At 60.8% G+C, this 17,596-nt stretch carries 14 protein-coding genes; 8 read left to right on the top strand and 6 right to left on the bottom strand.

The window, feature by feature from the left end; genetic code table 11:
* Positions 1 to 124 precede the first annotated feature (124 nt).
* On the top strand, positions 125 to 2,323 hold the full coding sequence (locus AC3IPP_RS14450) for a hypothetical protein (RefSeq protein WP_489177420.1): 2,199 nt from the start codon (positions 125 to 127) through the stop codon (positions 2,321 to 2,323).
* Positions 2,324 to 2,334: 11 nt separating this feature from the next.
* On the opposite strand, the gene AC3IPP_RS14445 is transcribed toward AC3IPP_RS14450, so the two are convergent.
* Positions 2,335 to 3,036: an acylneuraminate cytidylyltransferase family protein gene (locus AC3IPP_RS14445; protein WP_489177419.1), complete on the bottom strand. Its 702-nt coding sequence runs from the start codon at positions 3,034 to 3,036 to the stop codon at positions 2,335 to 2,337.
* A 132-nt stretch (positions 3,037 to 3,168) separates the two neighbouring features.
* Between AC3IPP_RS14445 and AC3IPP_RS14440 the strand changes: the two genes are divergently transcribed.
* The 4 genes from AC3IPP_RS14440 (at position 3,169) to AC3IPP_RS14425 (ending at position 9,258) form a co-directional block, all read left to right on the top strand.
* Entirely contained in the window at positions 3,169 to 4,134 is a 966-nt protein-coding gene (locus AC3IPP_RS14440) for a Gfo/Idh/MocA family oxidoreductase (RefSeq protein ID WP_489149472.1), read from the top strand.
* Between the two features lie 129 nt (positions 4,135 to 4,263).
* Positions 4,264 to 6,261: a hypothetical protein gene (locus AC3IPP_RS14435; RefSeq protein ID WP_489177418.1), complete on the top strand. Its 1,998-nt coding sequence runs from the start codon at positions 4,264 to 4,266 to the stop codon at positions 6,259 to 6,261.
* Positions 6,258 to 8,180 (top strand): hypothetical protein, encoded by a 1,923-nt coding sequence (locus AC3IPP_RS14430; RefSeq protein ID WP_489149470.1) that lies wholly within the window; start codon positions 6,258 to 6,260, stop codon positions 8,178 to 8,180. Before AC3IPP_RS14435 ends, AC3IPP_RS14430 begins: the two co-directional genes overlap by 4 nt.
* Positions 8,181 to 8,214: 34 nt before the next feature.
* Positions 8,215 to 9,258, top strand: a complete 1,044-nt coding sequence (locus AC3IPP_RS14425) for an ABC transporter permease (protein WP_489149469.1) — start codon at positions 8,215 to 8,217, stop codon at positions 9,256 to 9,258.
* 123 nt (positions 9,259 to 9,381) lie between these two features.
* On the opposite strand, the gene AC3IPP_RS14420 is transcribed toward AC3IPP_RS14425, so the two are convergent.
* On the bottom strand, positions 9,382 to 10,338 hold the full coding sequence (locus AC3IPP_RS14420; RefSeq protein ID WP_489149468.1) for a Gfo/Idh/MocA family oxidoreductase: 957 nt from the start codon (positions 10,336 to 10,338) through the stop codon (positions 9,382 to 9,384).
* A 157-nt stretch (positions 10,339 to 10,495) separates the two neighbouring features.
* Here AC3IPP_RS14420 and AC3IPP_RS14415 point away from each other — a divergent pair, with 157 nt between their 5' ends.
* Together AC3IPP_RS14415 and AC3IPP_RS14410 are read left to right on the top strand one after the other, a co-directional pair.
* Positions 10,496 to 11,491 carry an SDR family NAD(P)-dependent oxidoreductase gene (locus AC3IPP_RS14415; RefSeq protein WP_489149467.1) on the top strand — a complete coding sequence of 332 codons (996 nt, stop codon included), beginning with the start codon at positions 10,496 to 10,498 and terminating at the stop codon, positions 11,489 to 11,491.
* 14 nt (positions 11,492 to 11,505) lie between these two features.
* The gene (locus AC3IPP_RS14410; protein ID WP_489149466.1) at positions 11,506 to 12,669 is read left to right on the top strand and encodes a LegC family aminotransferase; all 1,164 of its coding nucleotides are present in this window, start codon (positions 11,506 to 11,508) and stop codon (positions 12,667 to 12,669) included.
* Between the two features lie 54 nt (positions 12,670 to 12,723).
* On the opposite strand, the gene AC3IPP_RS14405 is transcribed toward AC3IPP_RS14410, so the two are convergent.
* The 4 genes from AC3IPP_RS14405 to AC3IPP_RS14390 form a co-directional block, all read right to left on the bottom strand.
* The gene (locus tag AC3IPP_RS14405; protein WP_489149465.1) at positions 12,724 to 13,884 is read right to left on the bottom strand and encodes a KpsE/RkpR family capsule polysaccharide export protein; all 1,161 of its coding nucleotides are present in this window, start codon (positions 13,882 to 13,884) and stop codon (positions 12,724 to 12,726) included.
* Positions 13,865 to 14,554, bottom strand: coding sequence for a hypothetical protein (locus AC3IPP_RS14400; protein ID WP_489149464.1), 690 nt, complete (start codon positions 14,552 to 14,554; stop codon positions 13,865 to 13,867). Before AC3IPP_RS14400 ends, AC3IPP_RS14405 begins: the two co-directional genes overlap by 20 nt.
* A gap of 28 nt (positions 14,555 to 14,582) precedes the next feature.
* On the bottom strand, positions 14,583 to 15,455 hold the full coding sequence (locus AC3IPP_RS14395; protein WP_489149463.1) for a polysaccharide biosynthesis/export family protein: 873 nt from the start codon (positions 15,453 to 15,455) through the stop codon (positions 14,583 to 14,585).
* Positions 15,456 to 15,776: 321 nt separating this feature from the next.
* Positions 15,777 to 16,571 (bottom strand): nucleotidyltransferase family protein, encoded by a 795-nt coding sequence (locus AC3IPP_RS14390; protein WP_489149462.1) that lies wholly within the window; start codon positions 16,569 to 16,571, stop codon positions 15,777 to 15,779.
* Positions 16,572 to 17,227: 656 nt separating this feature from the next.
* Here AC3IPP_RS14390 and AC3IPP_RS14385 point away from each other — a divergent pair.
* Positions 17,228 to 17,596 carry a transposase gene (locus tag AC3IPP_RS14385; RefSeq protein ID WP_489177417.1) on the top strand — a complete coding sequence of 123 codons (369 nt, stop codon included), beginning with the start codon at positions 17,228 to 17,230 and terminating at the stop codon, positions 17,594 to 17,596.

Genomic DNA, 17,596 nt, shown 5'->3' with positions numbered 1-17,596 from the left:
TCGTATCGCACACCAGATCAGGCAGTATTTCGACAGCCGACTGCGAACGCCGCGTAGGCTTCAAGTCGCGCTGCGCCATCTTCGTGCTGGCAGAGCCGATCAGGCTGCTCGCGCGGCGGATAGAGTGCGAGCTCTCGAGCTGACCGATATGGCCGCTTTTGGCGAACTCATGCGGACAGCAACGGCGGAAGGGCGGGTCTCCGTCACGTCCAAGCTTTTCGCGCGTCATGTAGCCACTTTGGATACGTCGACTTGGTCGCCGATCCTTGTGGCTTTCCTTGCAACCTTGAGGGATCCCGATGCTGCCCGGACCCTTAGGCGCGAGCTCCGAGTTTACGTTAAAGACGGCGTGCCTGGCGCTATCGCGGTTGATGCTTGCCTGACCATACCCGCTCGCGCTGACTGGAGCGAGCGGCGACGTGCGCTTTACGCCGTGCAGACGCAATGTCCGAAGATGCTGGAAGCGCAGCTTGTAAGGGCCGCCTGCGCGGCCTTACCGCAAGATGACTTCCTCGAAACGGGCACCCCCGCTCAGAGCGTCCGCGCGGTGGAGGAAGCGGCGGCGGGCCGCTTCCTAGCGGTGCTTTCGCCCCAGACGGAACTTGCCCAACTGGCGAAAATTCTGCCGGAAGGCGCCAGCATCAAGGTTTGTTCCTATCGTCCGACGGATGAGTCCACCACTAATTGGATGCGGCAGGCCGCCCAGCAACCGGCGCTAATCCAGACGACGGTGTGCAATTCCTTCGAGAGCGCTTCTGATCTCAACAATGCCGTGCACGAGGCCCTGTCTGATATTGCGGACTCGGTCGCCCGCGATGCGCTCGCCGAGGAGGTGTTTCGCGGCGTATCGGAACGCGGCGCATTTATCCATTGGGCGGCAGCCGAACTGGCGCTCAGCGACAAGCTTTTCGCCTGGTTTCGGACCCAGCATGCGTTCGTCAAACTACTGGACGATCTCGACCCTACAGCCATGCTGCTTGTTGCGCCGACGGTCGAGGTGCGCGACTCTGTTCGCGCCGTTTTGAGGCGTCGTGAGACGTCCGTACGACTCCTGATAATGGAGGAGGCTGCGACGCTGTCCAGCCTGCGGCGTCGAGATCGCCCCACGCGCGATCTAGCCATGATTTCAGTGTCGCGGTCGGAAAACGACATGATGGAGATGGCGGAGAGTCTTATCGCGCCCTATCAGCACCTGCCTTGCGAAGGAGTTCTGGCGTCGGTCGGGCGCAGGCTCTACGAGCCGGCTGCGGCCCAGTTGCACGCTGTCCTTGGCGAAAAGACGGTGGACCTGTCGGACATGATCGCGGCTAGCGTCGGGAAGGTTCGTTTCAGCGCCGTAGTGGATGCTTCGGCAGCTCAGGCTTGGGGCGGCCCGGATCGCCGCCGCCTTGAACAAGTGCTGGAGATGGAGGCGAGCGATATTTCGGTTCAGCTCGCTCGTATCGTGAGCCGTTTTGTGAGTGTCGATCTTCCTCAACTGATGCTGATTGATGAAGCGACTCGTCTGGCGGTTCGGTGCTTGAAGCCGCGTTTTGGCGTGGTGATGCCCACGCGTCACCCGCCACTCCAGATCATGGCGCGGAACCTTCGAGCGGCGGGTGCCGTCGTTCATGAGCCGCAGGTGGTCTATTTCAGCGAGATGCCGCGCTATCGGGCTCCGGTGGTGGATTATTTTCATGCCCTGGACACATACTCGGCCCAGCAGGTGCAAGGACTGTTTGATCTTCCGGCTAAAGCAATCCGCGTCGGCGGGTCGCTCCGGCGCGCGGAGGCGACTCCGAACGACCGCGTGGTTGCGGCTGATGGGGTCTTGCGTGTCGTCCTTGCCAGTCAACCTGAGCCTTGGTGCGGGGCGGAGGAGCGTTTGAATGCCTTGGTCGCGGCGCTGAAACGGTTGAGTCGGCCGTGGCGGCTTTCCTTGCGCCCGCATCCTGCGGACGGAGCGTTGCGCCTGGAAGCCTACAAGGGAGCGGCCGCGAAGGCGGGCGTGTCCTTGAACTTTGGCGGCTCTCTGAGGGAAACAGATCTCTTGGTGGCCGGGTTTAGCAACTTGGTTCTTGAAGCTGCGGTGGCTGACATCCGCACGGTTGTATACTGGAGCAATACGTGTTCCCCGCCGGTACCCTATGCTCGCATGGGCTTGGCGTTACAGGTTAGTTCTGTGGAGGGCCTGGCGGGTGTTCTTCAGGCTTGTGCCGAGGACGCACCCGAGGCCATGGCGCTCGATGCATCCCGTCGCCGCTACCTAGCTGAAAATCCGCTCATCGTGTCGGGAGCGGCGGTCGCAATGGCGACCTTTATCGATGAAGCGAAGGGGCGATGAACGCCTGACCATTAACTGCGGACGGCGTTGAGCACGGCGGGTTCTCCAGCGAGAATCTTCGGAGCCAAGGCTTCACAAGCGATGAAATCGTAAAGTGAGTCGATGTCCCAGGCGCGTTCGAACGGTGTGGTGAAGGCCAGAGTGCCCTCGGGCGTGAACTTCCTCTGTTCCAGCAGGGCATCGGCGCGAATGATATAGACTGCGCCGTTGAGCATCATGATTTCGCTACCGTCTCCGTTGAACCGGTCAAGCTCACCAGTCGGACTGATCGCGCAGAGAAAGTTCTTGGGCTTCGGCAGAGGCGACACCGTCACGACCGCAGGCGCATCTTCGGTGAGGCATTTCTCGATCACCGCGTCGATATCGGCGGTAAGGCGCAAGGGTGATGTCGGTTGCAGCAAGACCACATAGTCCCAGGACTCTCCCAGGGTCTCGAGGGTATGGATGGTTGCGTCGACGACGGATGATTTGTCGCCTGCAAGATCTACCGGGCGGCGGAAGGGCGGTGGAAAGCCAGCCTCCGCGGCTGCTTGGGCGATGGCGTCATCGTCGGTGCTGACGATGATCTTGTCGAGATAGGCGGAGGCAGCGGCGGCTTCGAGCGTCCATGCGATCAGCGGCTTGCCGAGCAATGGGCGAACGTTTTTTCCGGGAAGGCCCTTGGAGCCGCCTCGCGCCGGCACAATGGCGATAATTCGGGGTTTCGCCAACACAAAGCCTCTCCTACGATCTTCCTATGTCGGTAGTGCAAGGCGTTCGACATAGTCAAGTGACGCTTTTGTCCAGTAAACGCTTGACGGGCAACCTCGCGACTGAAAAACCGAGTTCAAGTTTTCGAGGTGATCATGAGTGAGCAACTGTGGCTTATCGGTGCGGGGCGAATGGCGACCGCTTACGCGGCTGTCCTGGCCGAACTCGGAGCCAATCCCATGGTCGTTTGCCGCGGTGAAGCCTCTGCCGCGCGGTTCGCGGCGGCGACCGGCTTGCCGACCATGGCGGGCGGAGTATCGGCCAACCTGAACCGGGCCGGAACCGCACCGACCAGCGCCATAGTCGCCATCGACGTCGCCGAATTGACAGGTACGCTCCAGGAACTGATCCGCGCAGGTTGCCGTCGAATCCTTGTCGAGAAGCCGGGCGGGCTCAATTTTACCGAGATTGCTGAAACTGCGGCGCTGGCGGAGGGCCACGGCGCTGAGGTCTGGCTAGCCTATAATCGCCGCTTTTATGGATCAGTTCTGGCCGCACGAAGGGGGCTGGCGGAAGACGGAGGCGCCGTTTCCATGACCTTCGATTTCACGGAAGCCTCTGACGCGATCGTGAAGATCGGTCATCGCTCTGAAGTGCTGAACGAGTGGCTTCTCGCCAACTCTACCCATGTCATTGACACTGCGTTCATGCTGGCTGGCGAACCGACGAAATGGAGCACTCAGGTCGAGGGCGCGCTGGACTGGCACCCGCGGGCGGCGCGGTTCGCAGGGCACGGCCTCACTGAAACGGGCGCCCTGTTCTCCTACATGGCCGATTGGGACGCTCCGGGTCGGTGGATGATCGAGATCAGCAGCCGCAGGCGTCGTTTCGTCCTTAAACCGATGGAGCAACTTCAGGTTCAGAATCGCGGCTCCTTCGCGGTCGAACCTCAACCGGCGGAAGATGATCTGGACACGCGCTTCAAGCCGGGTCTGTTCCGCCAGACGCGCGCATTCCTCACAGGGGAAGACGCGGAGCTGCTACTGACCATCCAGCAGCATCGCGACAGGCTTGCCGCCATATATGCCCCGATGCTGCGGACGCAGACGATCGGTCACTGACGGAATTATATTATCAACAGTTCTCAGGACACTTCGCGCGTCGCAGTTGGATTTCTGATCGCCGACGATGTGGCGGCGGCGGAGCGCTTTATCGTCCGTTGCCGCGAGGCGGGGTTCAGTCCCCGGCTCGTGCGCGCCGCCTATGAGATTGAGCCGCAACTGCAGATCATCGACGTCCGAGTCGCACAGCCGATGGATTATTTGGGCGCGGCCCAGATGGATGTCGTCCATGCCGATGTTCTGGAGTGGTTGCGCCGGCTCCCCTCGACCGTCTTGAAGTCCGGCAAATCGCTGGCGGACTGGAGCGCAGGTCCAGAATATCCGGTGCCGGTGTGGGCTTGGCTGACGGCTCTTGGACCCTATGTTCAGATTTGTCTGCGGACCGTGAGATTGACGCGCGCTGTCGTTGATGCCGAAAAGCCCGCGGCTTGGGCCTTGCTGGGGAATGGGCCAGATGCGGGCTGGCAGGCTCCGTTGATGCGAGAACAACTGGCGCTGGCCGTTCCTGACGCACAATCCTGGGACGATGCATGCGCTGTGGCGCCGGTTGCACCCTCACGATCTTGGCACCGGCCAAATCTGGATGCCCTATTTCCTCACCTGCCCTTAGGCTTCTACCGACGTCGCGAGGCCTATCGAAAAGTCGAGGCTCGGCTGGTGGCTCAGGAGGCTGAAGTCCGGGAGCGGATCCGTGACTATGACGGCCACGTCGTGCTGATCAGCCGCGGTCAAAGAGGTGCGCACTGGTTGGTCAGCCGTGCCCGGGGGCGGCCTGTCCTCATTGATGAATACAGCGAGGGCATGCCCGACGCTCTGGCTGAGGCGTGCGTCCGCCGGAACTGGCGGTTGACTATCATTTGGGAAAGTCCTCGGCCGGTCTTCGAAGGCAAAGGCTATGCGGATCGTTGGCCATCGCATGTTGCGGAGTTGACGTTGGCAGACTTTGGAGGGTGGGCGTCTCAACTGCGTGCCCCCACCCGCACACGCTATGCTCATGCCTTGAACAAGTTGACCCGGGACCCGGGCTTCCGCCGAGCGATGCGAGTGGATGGCGTAGACATGTTCGGCCCATATGCCGACTACTTCAACCGGATGCTTTTGGACCTAGCGGTGTTGACCGCGACACAGGCTGAGGCATGGGGCAAGGCTTTTGCCTTGTTGCGGCCGGACATCGTCACGGCTGGCAGGCTTGAATCTCGCCCATGGATCAATCGCGCCGCCTTCCAGACCGGGGCGCGGACGGCATCGATTAAACTCGGGATTGGCGACGAGATGGCGCTCTCTCTTATGGCGACGCGTCCGAACGGGGAACCAGAGACCGACAACTGCCCAGACGCCTTGATTGTTTGGGGAGAGCACCAGGTTCGCCATCTCGCTAGGCGTCTGCCGGACAGCAAGATGGTTGTCCACGCGGCTGGTCGAGCGCGATCCGACACCTTCGTCAACGAGGGGGCGCTGACACAGACAGACATCGATACGGTCCGGCGTCTTCTTGGGCTGCGGCTTACAGGCCCCGTCATCGTCTGGGGAGGCACATGTCGGAGCCGATGGGGATTGTGGTCGGGACAGACTGCCGCCAGCGCCGTCATGGCGCCTGAGAGCTGGCGCGCCTGCCTTGCGGCCCTCTGCCAAGTCGCCGCCGATGTTGGGGGGCAGGTTCTGGTGAAACCTCACCCGGCAGACGACCAGGCCTTCGTCGCCCGTGAGGTCGCGCGAATGGACCCTGATGTCTGTGTTTTGTCGGCGGCTGTCGCCAGTGTGCACAATCATCAGCTTCTTGCTGCAGCTGATGTTTTCGTGTCGAGCGTCTCGTCCATGTTCGCCGAGGCCGCCTTGGCTGGGAAGGTCTCAGTCAACGTCTGGACCCCGGAAATATCCATGATTTACGAAACGGCGAGGTTCGAGCAGTATGCGAATCTTGCAGCTTCTGCGACCTCGGTGGAGGCGATGGCATTGACGACTCGTCAATTGCTGACGGATTCGGCAGCCTATGAACGTGAACTGACGCGGGCCATAGCGTCGATGCCAACCTATTTCGGCGGATTGGATGGGCGCAACGCCGAACGCACGTCGGAATGGTTGCTCGACTTCGCTAAGGCGAAGCGGAGCGGAACACATGAGTCATGACGCCGAATTCCAAAATCGAGGACCTGTTTGACAGCATTGTCCGCTGTCCGAGCGCCGATGCTCTGGTCTATCCCATGAGGTGTCGCGGGGCCTGGAGACGACTCAGCTTCGGGCGCCGTTCCGCCGAGGCCGTGGCCGCCGCCCTTTCAATGGATCGTTCGGCGTTGATCGTCGTCGGGCCAGGTGCCCGGCTGGGCGGTCAATTGGGCAGCGCAGCTGCTGAGGTCATCGATTTTTCCGGGACGGCAGGACGGGGCTACATCGACCCCAAGCGGCGCACTCTGCATGAGGGGTGGTTTAAACTGGCCAAGCAGGCGACTGAGGTGGCCTTGGCGAGCATTGTCGATGAACTGCCAACGAGGCTCGGCGAGCGAGTTGAGCGTCATCGTGAGGCGCTTGCGCTGCGCCTGAAGACGGACATCGCGATTCGGCTCCGGCGCCTGGAGATCGTCGAGACGGCGCTGCAGCGAAGCTCAGGTTTGGTCCTTCTGATTGAAGGAGATCAGCCGGTAGAGGACATGGAGATCGCTGCGCGAATGCGCGGGAGGGTGGTGAAGCGTCTGTTCGCGGATTGCGTCCCCGAGGCGCGTCGTCGGCAGCGACGGCGCCAGGATACCAGAAGCGAACCAGGAGCCGGCATCGAGGCTCTGGCGGCGACCATTGGGCGTTGGCGGCCGCCTCTACGAGGGCTTGGCCCTGCCATCATGGTGGCGGCCGACCTTCGCAGCTTGGGGGACTTCCGCCACGCCGCGACGGCGGAGGCCGTCCTCGCGGAACTGCGGGGCCGTGGGGGCTCTCGATCTGCTGTTTTGCTTCAGCCCTACACGCGACTGACGCGTAACGTGTTCCGCGCCTGGCGAAGGGCGCGCCGCAACGGCGCTTCAATGCACCTTCTGCGCCAGCCACGATCCTTTGGTCTCAATCCCCGTTTGGCGCCCTTGCGGGCTCGACTTTTGCAAGCCCTGTCGACGAAGCTGGATGGGGATCTGAATCCGGCGCGCAAGGCGGCGGCTCTGGAAGCGACGGGGGGGTTTATCTCGGCGTCCTTGGGGCCGCTCCTGGCCCTGATCCAGGCGTTTGAAGCGCATTGTGAGCGCAACCCTGCCTGTGCCGTCGTCTCCGTGCCGGTAGGGTCGCCCTTCGGTGGGGCACTGGTGTCCGCTGCGCGAGCCGCGCAAGCGCCGTCGATAGAGGTTCAAACCCTGATGATCGGCGTTTCAGAGCGCGATCCTGCGCCTATAGCTGAAAAGCTGGCAGTTCTGGACACCGAACAGATGCACATCTTCGCCACCCGGTTCGGCGTGACTGCCGATCGCTTCGTCCTCGCCGGCCGAGTTGGGCAGGACGAGCGGAGCGGCAGCGTTGAGCAGGCCATCGACAATGGCGATGTCCTTTTCGCATCGCAGCCTCTGGATGGGGTCTGTCTCGCCGCTGTGGAGTTGCTGGCGCCGGCTTGTGATGCGCATGGGGTCCGGTTGGATATCGCCCCGCATCCGGATGAAACCGACCAAGAGATCGAAGCCTATAGGCGCGTCCTTTCCCTGTATCCAGAGCTGAGGGGCACAGTGCTTAAACGGGGGGCGGCCACGCAGGCTATCCCCCGTTATGGTGTGCTCGCCACAGTGGTCAGCAACATGGCCATGTGGGCGGCAGCGCGGGGGCAGGACGTCCTGACCGTCGATGTCGGGGTCCAGCTGCCGCTGGATTTCGCTGACCTGGGAGTGGCGGTGAAGGCTGCTTCCGTAGGTCAGGCAATCGCCTTGCTGGAAGACTTGCGCGACAAGGGGCCGTTATCTGAAGCATTGTCCCATAGCCGCGCCGCATTTTTTGAGCGCAACTCACAACTTCAGGCGGGCGAAGCTGCGCGGATCATCGTCGATACGGTTCTGACACTGGCGGACAGCAGGGCCGCACGGTAAGCAACGCAGCAGGCGACATGCTGAAGGAAGCCTGATGAGCGAATACGAGACGGTCCGTGCGGCGATCCAATCGAGCGAGGCGGCGACGTTGTCGAACCGAAAGCTCGTCTACAAGGAACTCACCGAAGCTCTGCAGCGCAAGATTGCGGAGACGCAGCCCCGTTTTCGTTCGATCTTGGCGCAACGTCTGCGCGCGCTGCGTCAGGCGATCAAGGATTTCGAGCGCGACTATCTCGCGGAAACACTTCGGCCGGAAAGCGTCAAGATCGACAAGACGCCGCCCGATCCGTCAGTGTCGACGGTGTTTAAGGCGGCGCCGAGGGCACAACCTCTTGGGCGAGTGCGCACGATCGTCGCCTTGACGCTTAGATTCTTGCGGCATCTCAGTCGGATCGGGCCAGCTGCGGCGGTGTGGATATTTGTCGAGCCGATAATTCAGATGAGCGTGATTGTCGGTATCTACACCCTCATCGGCGCCACGACGATCATGGACATGGAGACACTTCCTTTCGTTGTCCTCGGAGTTGGTGCTTGGTTCATGTTCCGTATCATTGTCCTTAGAACCGCCAACATGGCGGTGGAGACCAACCTCATGCTCATCCCGCGGATACGCATGATTGATGTACTACTGTCGCGCGCGCTCGCTTATGCGATCCTCTATACGTGGTCGCTCTGTTTCTTCCTGATCCTGATTGAGTTGACAGGGCGAGGCGTCGAGATCGATAGCGTCTCCGGCATTGTCGCCAGCTGGTTTGGCGTGTTCCTCTTCGCCATCGCTGCGGGGCTGATTTTCAGAGGCTTGATCAGCTACGTGCCGGTCTTGGTGCGCTTCACGCCATGGATCGTGAGGCTGTTCTTCTATACTGGCGGTATTATCTTCGTGAGCGAGCAGATACCAGATTTCATTGCAAAATGGATGTTGTTGAATCCGCTGTTCGATGCAACTCAATCCTTGAGGTCGGCGTTCTTTACAACCTATCAATCGACAGAATCGTCTTTGGTATACTGTTACGTGGTCAGTATCGCCTTGATTGCGATCGGATTGATGGTGCAGGCGGGTAGGTTGAGCAAGCACTGAAGTATGCCCTGTCGACTGGGCGGTATCCAGCGCATCAAGTCGGCTCCGATGGAGCCGACTTTTAAGAAGCATGGCTGAAGTTGGTTTTGCGCCTTCAGCTAGGGCTTCCAGCGCCGAGCGTCTTCAGGTTATGGGCAAGCCTTGGTCGGTCGCTAGGCCCGTTCTGATGAACGCGGGCTCCAGCAGGGCGAGTAGCGCCTCGTGGGCTTTTGCACTTTCGTCCAAGGCAGGCAGCATCGGCGATTGGTCGGCCAGCATCGGGCGCGCGTAGAGGGCGCTCAATTCACTCTGATAAGGGGCCCGGCCGAGATCCTGGATGACAGATCCGGCCCTGTTGGTGACCTGCCCTGTGCCTTCCAGAAGGGTGAAGTGGCGGTCTCCCAGGGTCAGGCCGACGACTGGCTCCTCGGGGCTGTCCTCGGTGACCGATAGAAGCAGACTGGAGCCGCTGGGGGTTTGGAAGCGAACGGTGCCCCAGATTTCGAAATAGCCCTTTCGCTTGGATGGCCAAGGCTCGGACAGGGTGGCGTCGACAGCGACCACCTCCGAATCGCCCGAGAGCATTTGAAGGAGGTCGATGAAGTGGATGCCGTTGCAGGCTAGGCCTAGGTGTTTTCCGGAAACCGTCAGTGCAATTGGTTGACCCGAGATGCGGATGTCCTGGGCTAGCTTCTGATAGAGGGGCCAAAGGCGACGGGCGGTGTTGACGTAAGCCGTAGCGTGCACGGCCTCCAGCGTTGCTTGCGTCCGTTCAAATGCGGCTCGTTCCGTGAAGACGACCTTTTCCAGCAAAAGGCGCCGCGTTCCGCGAGCCAGTTCCTGCTGGATCATAGCCTCGCGTCCGGAGGCGGATGTCGCCAAGATCGTGAGGTCGGCAGGGTGTTCATGTATCTTGCTGAACTCGCCGTCGGACCCGGTATAGCTCGACCATTCGGCCGCAGCCCGTTCGCGCGCGGCCTCGGCGATGTCGTAGCCTTCGAGGCGGATGTCTCGGGCGATTGGCGCAAGCCCCTGAAGGTGACGAAAGCCGATATTGCCCAAGCCGATCAAGCGGACAGTCGGGCGGGTGGGGAGAGGCATGGCCGTATCCTGTAGAAGCGAGCCGGGGAGGGGTAGATGGCGCTCAGAAGAACTTCAACCCGGTTTGGCCATGGGTGTGGGATTCTGGATCAATCTCAGGTAAAAACTCGCAGATTAGTGCGCTACAGTTGCGCCAAAGGTGCTTCCCGAGGAATTTATGTCAAAAAAAGTCGTTGTTACCGGTGCTGATGGGTTTATCGGCTCGCATCTGACGGAAGCGCTGGTCCGCGCAGGATATGATGTCAAAGCGATGACGCTGTATAACTCGTTCAATTCGGACGGTTGGCTCGATAGCTGCGACAGTGACGTCAAGGGGCACTTCGAAACCCAGTCGGGGGATGTTCGCGACCTGTCGACCTGCATGGCTGCGGTCAAGGGCGCCGACCAAGTGTTCCACTTAGCGGCTTTGATCGCCATTCCTTACTCCTATGCAGCTCCCCGCTCCTACGTCGAGACCAACGTTATCGGCACGCTGAATATGCTGGAGGCCGCACGTAGCCAAGGCGCGCGGATGCTGCACACTTCTACTTCCGAGGTCTACGGCACGGCCCAGTATGTTCCGATTCCGGAATCCCATCCGCTGGAAGCACAAAGCCCCTACGCAGCCTCCAAGACCGGCGCGGACCAGATGGCTCTCTCCTTCCACCGCTCTTTCGGGACGGATGTCTTTGTCTGCCGTCCATTCAACACCTACGGCCCGCGTCAGTCGGCTCGTGCGGTTATTCCCACCATCATCAGCCAAGCCATCGCCAACAAGGGCGTGATTCAGCTCGGTGCCTTGAGCCCGACGCGCGATTTCAACTTCGTCAAGGATACGGCGGCCGGCATGATTGCGGCGATGAACAAGGCGCCTGGGGGATCGACGATCAATCTGGGGTCGGACTTCGAGATTTCGATCGGCGATCTGGCCAAAACCATCTGCGAGGTGGTGGGCGTGGAGCCACAGGTGTCGATCGATCCGACGCGTGTCCGTCCGGCCGCCAGTGAGGTCGAACGTCTGTGGGCCGACAATTCGCGCGCCAAGGAACTGCTCGGCTGGACGCCGAAGTATGGTGGGATCGAAGGCTTCAAGAATGGTCTGCGTGAGACTGTCGAGTGGTTCACCGATCCGGAGAACCTGAAGCTCTACAAGGCCGGTCAGTACAACGTTTGAGATCTTATTAGTTCATGACAACCGCAGCTGACACTCTGCGCCGCTTCCTGCGTGACGATCTTCGTCTGCAGGGTGGCGTACCGCTCCACAGTCCTATCTTTCGGGGCAACGAACGCGCCTATGTTCTCGATTGTTTGGAAAGCACCTTCGTCTCGTCCGTGGGCGAGTATGTAACTAAATTCGAGAATGAAGTAGCGCGGCGATCAGGGTGTCAGTTCGGCATCGCCACCATGAACGGAACGGCGGCCATCCACGCGCTGCTTTATGCAGCGGATGTGCAGTCCGGCGATCTGGTATTGTGCCCGGCCCTGACCTTCGTCGCGACTGTCAACGCCATCCTCTATACAGGAGCCGCGCCGGTCTTTCTGGACTCCGACGAAGAGACTTTGGGGCTATCGTCGCATGCTGTCGCCGAATTCCTGGCGATGTGCGAGTTACGCGACGGTCAAGCCTGGTTTCAGGGGCGTCGGGTCCGGGCTTGCCTGCCCGTGCATATCTTCGGACATGTTATCGATATCGCAGCCATCGAGGCTATTTGCGCACCCCATCAGGTCGTTGTGCTGGAAGATGCCGCCGAAAGCCTAGGGTCCAGTCGAGACGGGCGCGCCGCAGGTTCTCTGGCACGCGCTGCTGCCGTTAGCTTCAATGGCAACAAGATCGTCACCACCGGCGGTGGTGGGTGCATCGTCACCAACGACGAGGCCCTGGCCCAGCGGCTGAAGCATCTGACCACAACAGCGCGGGTCCGGCACCAATGGTCGTTCTTGCATGATGAAATGGGCTTCAACTACCGGTTGCCGAACCTTAATGCGGCGTTGGGCCTAGCCCAGATGGAGCAGTTGGACCGCTTTCTAGTTGCGAAGCGAGCCCTGGCCGAGCGCTACGCCGCCCTTTTCCAGGGCCTGTCCGAAGTGAGCTTTGTGAGCGAACCGGAGGGCGTAGTGTCCAACTACTGGCTGCAGGCTATTCGAGTTCGCGATCGTCAAGAGAGGGACGCGACGCTTGAGGCATTGAAAGCCGACGGCATCGAAGTTCGCCCTGTCTGGACGCTGATGCCGGATCTGCCGCATCTCGCAGGTTGCGCGAGGATCGGCGATCTATCTGTGGCGCGAAAAATTGAGGACACCCTCATTAATATTCCGTCCAGCCCCTGGCTCATGGACGAATTCGTCGCATGATTTAAAAGCGACGACGGGCGACCGGGGGCCTTGTAGCCGGTCGCCCGTTCAGGGTCAGTCGACTCCGAATGCCCGGGTGAACAGAAGCCAGATCATACCGGCGATCAATCCAACGGCAGCGCCGGCGAGCAGGGCCATCCATATATGGGGCCAAGCCTTTTGCGTCGGCGTGGTCGGGGAGCTTATCGTCAAAAGATAGCGCTGTTGCCGAGCGACGTTGATGCGTGCATCAGCAAGTTGCGACCGTGCTTCCTTGAGGTTTTCCTGCGCCATCGCCAAGTTACTATTGGCGTTCTCGAAGGCCGATATATTGCCCGAGATTGCGCTGGCCGAACCTACCAAATTATCGCGCTGCGCCTCGATAAAGCCGTCGAGCGTGCTGATTCGGGCGTTCAACTCGGCCATCTTGGGACTCCCTGTGGGCGCGCCCAACGCTTGGAGGGCCGCGCGTTCGGCCGCCGCGGACGCGCGTTGGATTTCCAGTTGTTGGATGACCGCCCCGATGCGGGTGGCTTCAGCCGCCGGATCGAGGCGGCCTGTCGTATTACGTAGAGTGCGGATTTCTGCCTGCGAAGCGGTAACGCGCAATTCCGCGTTCTGAACTTCCTTCTCCGCGAAATTTAGCAGATCGCCCCGGACCCGCTGGTTGTAGCGGTTGATGAAGGCCTCGGAGAGTTCGACTGTGGCCTGGGTGATCCGAGCGGCGTGGTCCGCGCGTCGGGCCCAGCCTTCGATCTCGACGTTCTGACGCGTCAGACTATAACGAACCTTGACCACGGAACGGTAGAATTTGAGTTTCTCTTCCGGGGTTGGATTGGCGGGTAGGGGGTGGAGCGGATCCGCGCTTCCGCCAGGAAAGAGGGCGAACAGGCCGATCTTGCGATCAATGGCCGTCATCGCATCAGGAGATTGAAGATAATCCTGAATCAGAAAGCCATCGAGCAGGGCGACCATGTCGCCGGACGCGGCGGTGCGGCGCGCCATGGAAGCTGCGGCGTTGGGCGAAATCTCGCCGGTGCCGCCGCGAACGACCACGGTTGCGATCGACGAATAGAGGGGAAGCGCCAGGAACAAGGCGTAGATCAGACCGATCAAGACGCCGGCGGCCGTGGTGAGGGCTAGCAGCGTCCAGGCCCGACTGCGCCGAAATGGGTCGATGACCTTTGACAGGTCAAGGCGATTGACGAAATCCAGCCTAGAAGAGTTCATCGTCATCGTTGAGGGTCCGTTTCGACTCTTCCAGCAGTTCGCCCGCTGCGGCGGGCTTCACATCCAGCAGGGCGTCGGTGACGTCGCTGTAGCATATGGCTTCATCAGGCCGCAGCAGAATGGTTATGTCGCACATCCAACTCCAAGGCTCCAGCGGCGGTCCAACCGCCAGCAGGCCGCGGCCCTCGAGCTTCTGTTGGAAACGCGCCAGCCATTCGGCCTCGAAGGCGTCGTCACGACTAGGCCCAGCGCCATATACGACATAGACGTCGAATTGAGGCCAGAGCACAGCCAACCGCTCGAACTTGAGCCGGTCGACCGTCGGCCAACTATTCATCACCGCCCCCATACGTTCAACGCCAAACCATCGGATAGCGTCGCGGGTGCAGACTCGCTCATCAAGATTATAGAGGTCGGCCAAGAACCGGATGGTCTCGCGTCCGGTCAACGTGCTCCGCATCAAGCTCTGACCGATTGGCCAGGATGGACGACCGTCCAGTTGGACGGAGCCCTTTTCTGGTCGACGCGAGCCGATGACCAAATTGATGAAGCCGGCGGGAATGTCGTCGCGTTCCGATATTAGTAGGGCGCGGCGTCGGCCGATCTTTAGCGAAAGCCCGGAGAAGATCGGGCGGTTTTGCGTTCCAGGAAAAGAAACGTTGTCGAAGGTCAGCACGTGTGTGGTCCGGGGGCCATCGACAGGATCAGTTGGCCAGGCGTTCGATCGTCGCCGCACTGGCGCCGACCGCAACCGTGCCCTGGATAGCGCTCAGGATCTTGGTCCACTGGGCGACCGGCGCTTCGGTGACGTACAGGGTGTCGCCTGGACGAATCAGGAAACGCTGCGCGATAGCGAAGGCGTCACGCTGGCGCATGTCCAACTGATAGACGATGGGGCGCGGGTCGGGGTCGGCGACGTCGGGCGACCGGAAGACGAACACGCCGCGTGAATTTGCTCGCATAGGGTCTAATCCGCCAGCTTCAGACAGGGCGTTCAGAAGTGTGACCTCGGCAGTCGTCAAGGGATGGGAGCCCTGGCGACGGACGGCTCCCATGGCTTGGAATACGGCAGGTTGCACCGTGATGATCAGGTCGGTGTCGCCGTTCAATGGCAAGGGCGGCCCGGCCAGAATCTGCGCTAGCGTGGCCTGGGAGGTGCTGCTTTCCTTGCGGATCATGACATTGGCCGTGAAGGGGGCCTCATACGGCGCGCCAGCCTTGGATAATGCATCCTGCACCGTCAGTATGTCGGAACCGATCGTCAGTCGTCCTGGGGTCTTGACCGCCCCAGCCACAGAGACGCTGCCGCGATTGCGGGATGTGATTTCAACCAGGGCGTCAGGGCGGGTGGCGAAGCCGCGCACGCGGGCGAGTATGTCGAGGCGAACCGCAGCCACATCGCGCCCCTCAACGCGCAGCGCGCCGACGTAGGGAAGGGCGATCGTGCCGTCCTCGCGCACGGGAACATTAGGGAAGACGCTGCCGCCTGTGGCTGGTGTCGCAAACACGCCGTCAGGTAGGCCCTCGAACAGGGCGATCGACAGGACGTCGCCGCTGGTGACGATGAAGCGTTCCATGGACGGTGCAGGAGCGTAAGCTTGGGGCGTCGGAAGCTCGAAAGTCGCGCGTTGTTCCGGGACCCCGGCCAGCGTTAGCGTCTTAACGCGCAGATCGCTTCCGGACACGATGGCGCCGGTAGATGGCCCATCAGTTGGAAGCCCCGCGCAGCCAACAAGCGTCATGGCCAAGCCTATAAAGGTGACCATTATCGGCGATCTGGCGTTCATACGGCTTGCCCTTTTACAGTCACACCCTGCCATCTACGTCAGTCGCGTTCTGGAAAGAAAGCGCCACGGCGCTTTTTGTGTGCCAATACTCTGTCGCAGTGCGACCCTGACTCAGGCCGTCCGTTCTACGGGCTTGAGTTCCTCGGTGGCGCGCTGAAGATCGCCAGGGCGCCCCACATCCATCCAGAAACCGTCGTACTCGTAGGCACAGACCAGATAGCCGGCCTTCTTGGCTCGGTCCATTAACTGGGGCATGTCGATCCGCTCACCTGCCGTTATGAGCGTCAGCAGTTCCGGATTAATGACATAGGTTCCTGCGCTAACACGGTAGGAGAAACTGGGCTTTTCGACCACCGAGAGAATTTCCCCGGCATCGTCCACGGAGATCACGCCGAAGGGGACGCTGACCTCATGCGGCACCGTCACGACCGTCATGTCGGCGCGCTGTTTCTCGTGCGAGGACAACAATGCAACATAATCAATGTCCGTCAGGATGTCGGCGTTGCAGACTAGCATGGGGGCGTCGTTCACCGGCCCCACCAGGGACAGGCCGCCGGCGGTGCCCAGCGGCACCGCTTCATGAGCGTAGCGAATCTGAATGCCCCAGTTGGAGCCGTCACCGCAATGGGAGCGAATCTTCTCCGGCAGATAGTGCGTCGTCAGAACATAGCTGTGCAGGCCGTAGCGTTTCATTCGGTGAATGATCCGCTCAAGCATGGGCTGGCCAGCGACCGGAATCAGAGGCTTGGGTACGTGGCGCGTTAATTCCCCTAAGCGGCTGCCGAAGCCGCCAGCCATCACGACGACAGTGTTCGCCCTGCGGGCTGCGGCAGGTCGGATGGTCAGTTCGTGAACTTCAGCATGCATAGAGAACGCCTTCAAACGAGAGAGGATACGGTTGTTCAAGGGACCAGAATGAACTTGGCGGTTTCCGGTTTCGCCCACATTAAAATTCAGCCTGTTCCGCTTCCGCGAATTTACAAAACTACGACAAGCAGATGCGGCCAGATGCTACGTCTTGAAAGCAATCTTAGACCATATGGTCATGACAAGGGTCCATATCCCAAAAATGCAACATTTGTTTTTCATCAGCTTTTAAATGGTTGATGTAGGGTTGAACAGATGAAGCAAGCGTGTCTTGGGGTTCCGATTTTCGCCTTGTATAGTTCTTGGCGCGATTAATTTGTCAGATTATGAAGGGAGGAGCGCGAAGGCGCGGCGTCTCCTGCATCGCTGTGCGGTCACTCAGGGATCTCTAGCGTGGGAATCGTCGGGCGATGGGTTGCGGCGGTGGGGGTAGGCTTTTCGCCTGAACTGCATACTAGAGAGGGCGGCTAGGATCCGTACACGACCGTCTACAACCGCTTCAATCGCTGGAGACGACAGGGCGTCTGGCATGACATCTTCAAGGCTCTGACCGACCACACCGGCATCTAGTCAAGCGCCGCCATCAACTCGACCTCGGTCAAGGCTCACCGCTCGGCGACGGGCGCAAAAGGCGGGCCTTCCTCTAGAGCATAGGCCGGTCACGGGGCGGCCGGACGACCAAGATCCATGGGCTGGTGGACGGCTGCAACCGGCCGCGCGTGCTGTTGCTCAGCGCCGGCAACACCAACGACATCACCATGGCCCATGCCCTGATCGAGGCCGCTGGACCGTTCCGAAAGCTGCTGGCCGATCGCGGCTATGACGCCGACCACCTTCGGAAGCGGCTGGACGAGCACCGCGGTGAGGCCGTCATCCCGACGACCGCGTCGCGAAAGCAACCCATCCCCTACGACGTCGTCGCCTATCGCCAGCGAAACACCGTCGGGCGCCTCTGGGCCAGGCTCAAGGGCTATTGTCGCGTCGCCACTCGATACGACAAACTCGCCGCCAACTACCTCTCCGGCGTCCTCATCGCCGCCGCCGTCTGCTACTGGGCCAAATGA

The organism is Brevundimonas sp. KH_060 (genome assembly GCF_057838275.1).
Note: the sequence above shows the minus strand (reverse complement) of the source record. Positions and strands in the feature narration are given on the sequence as shown.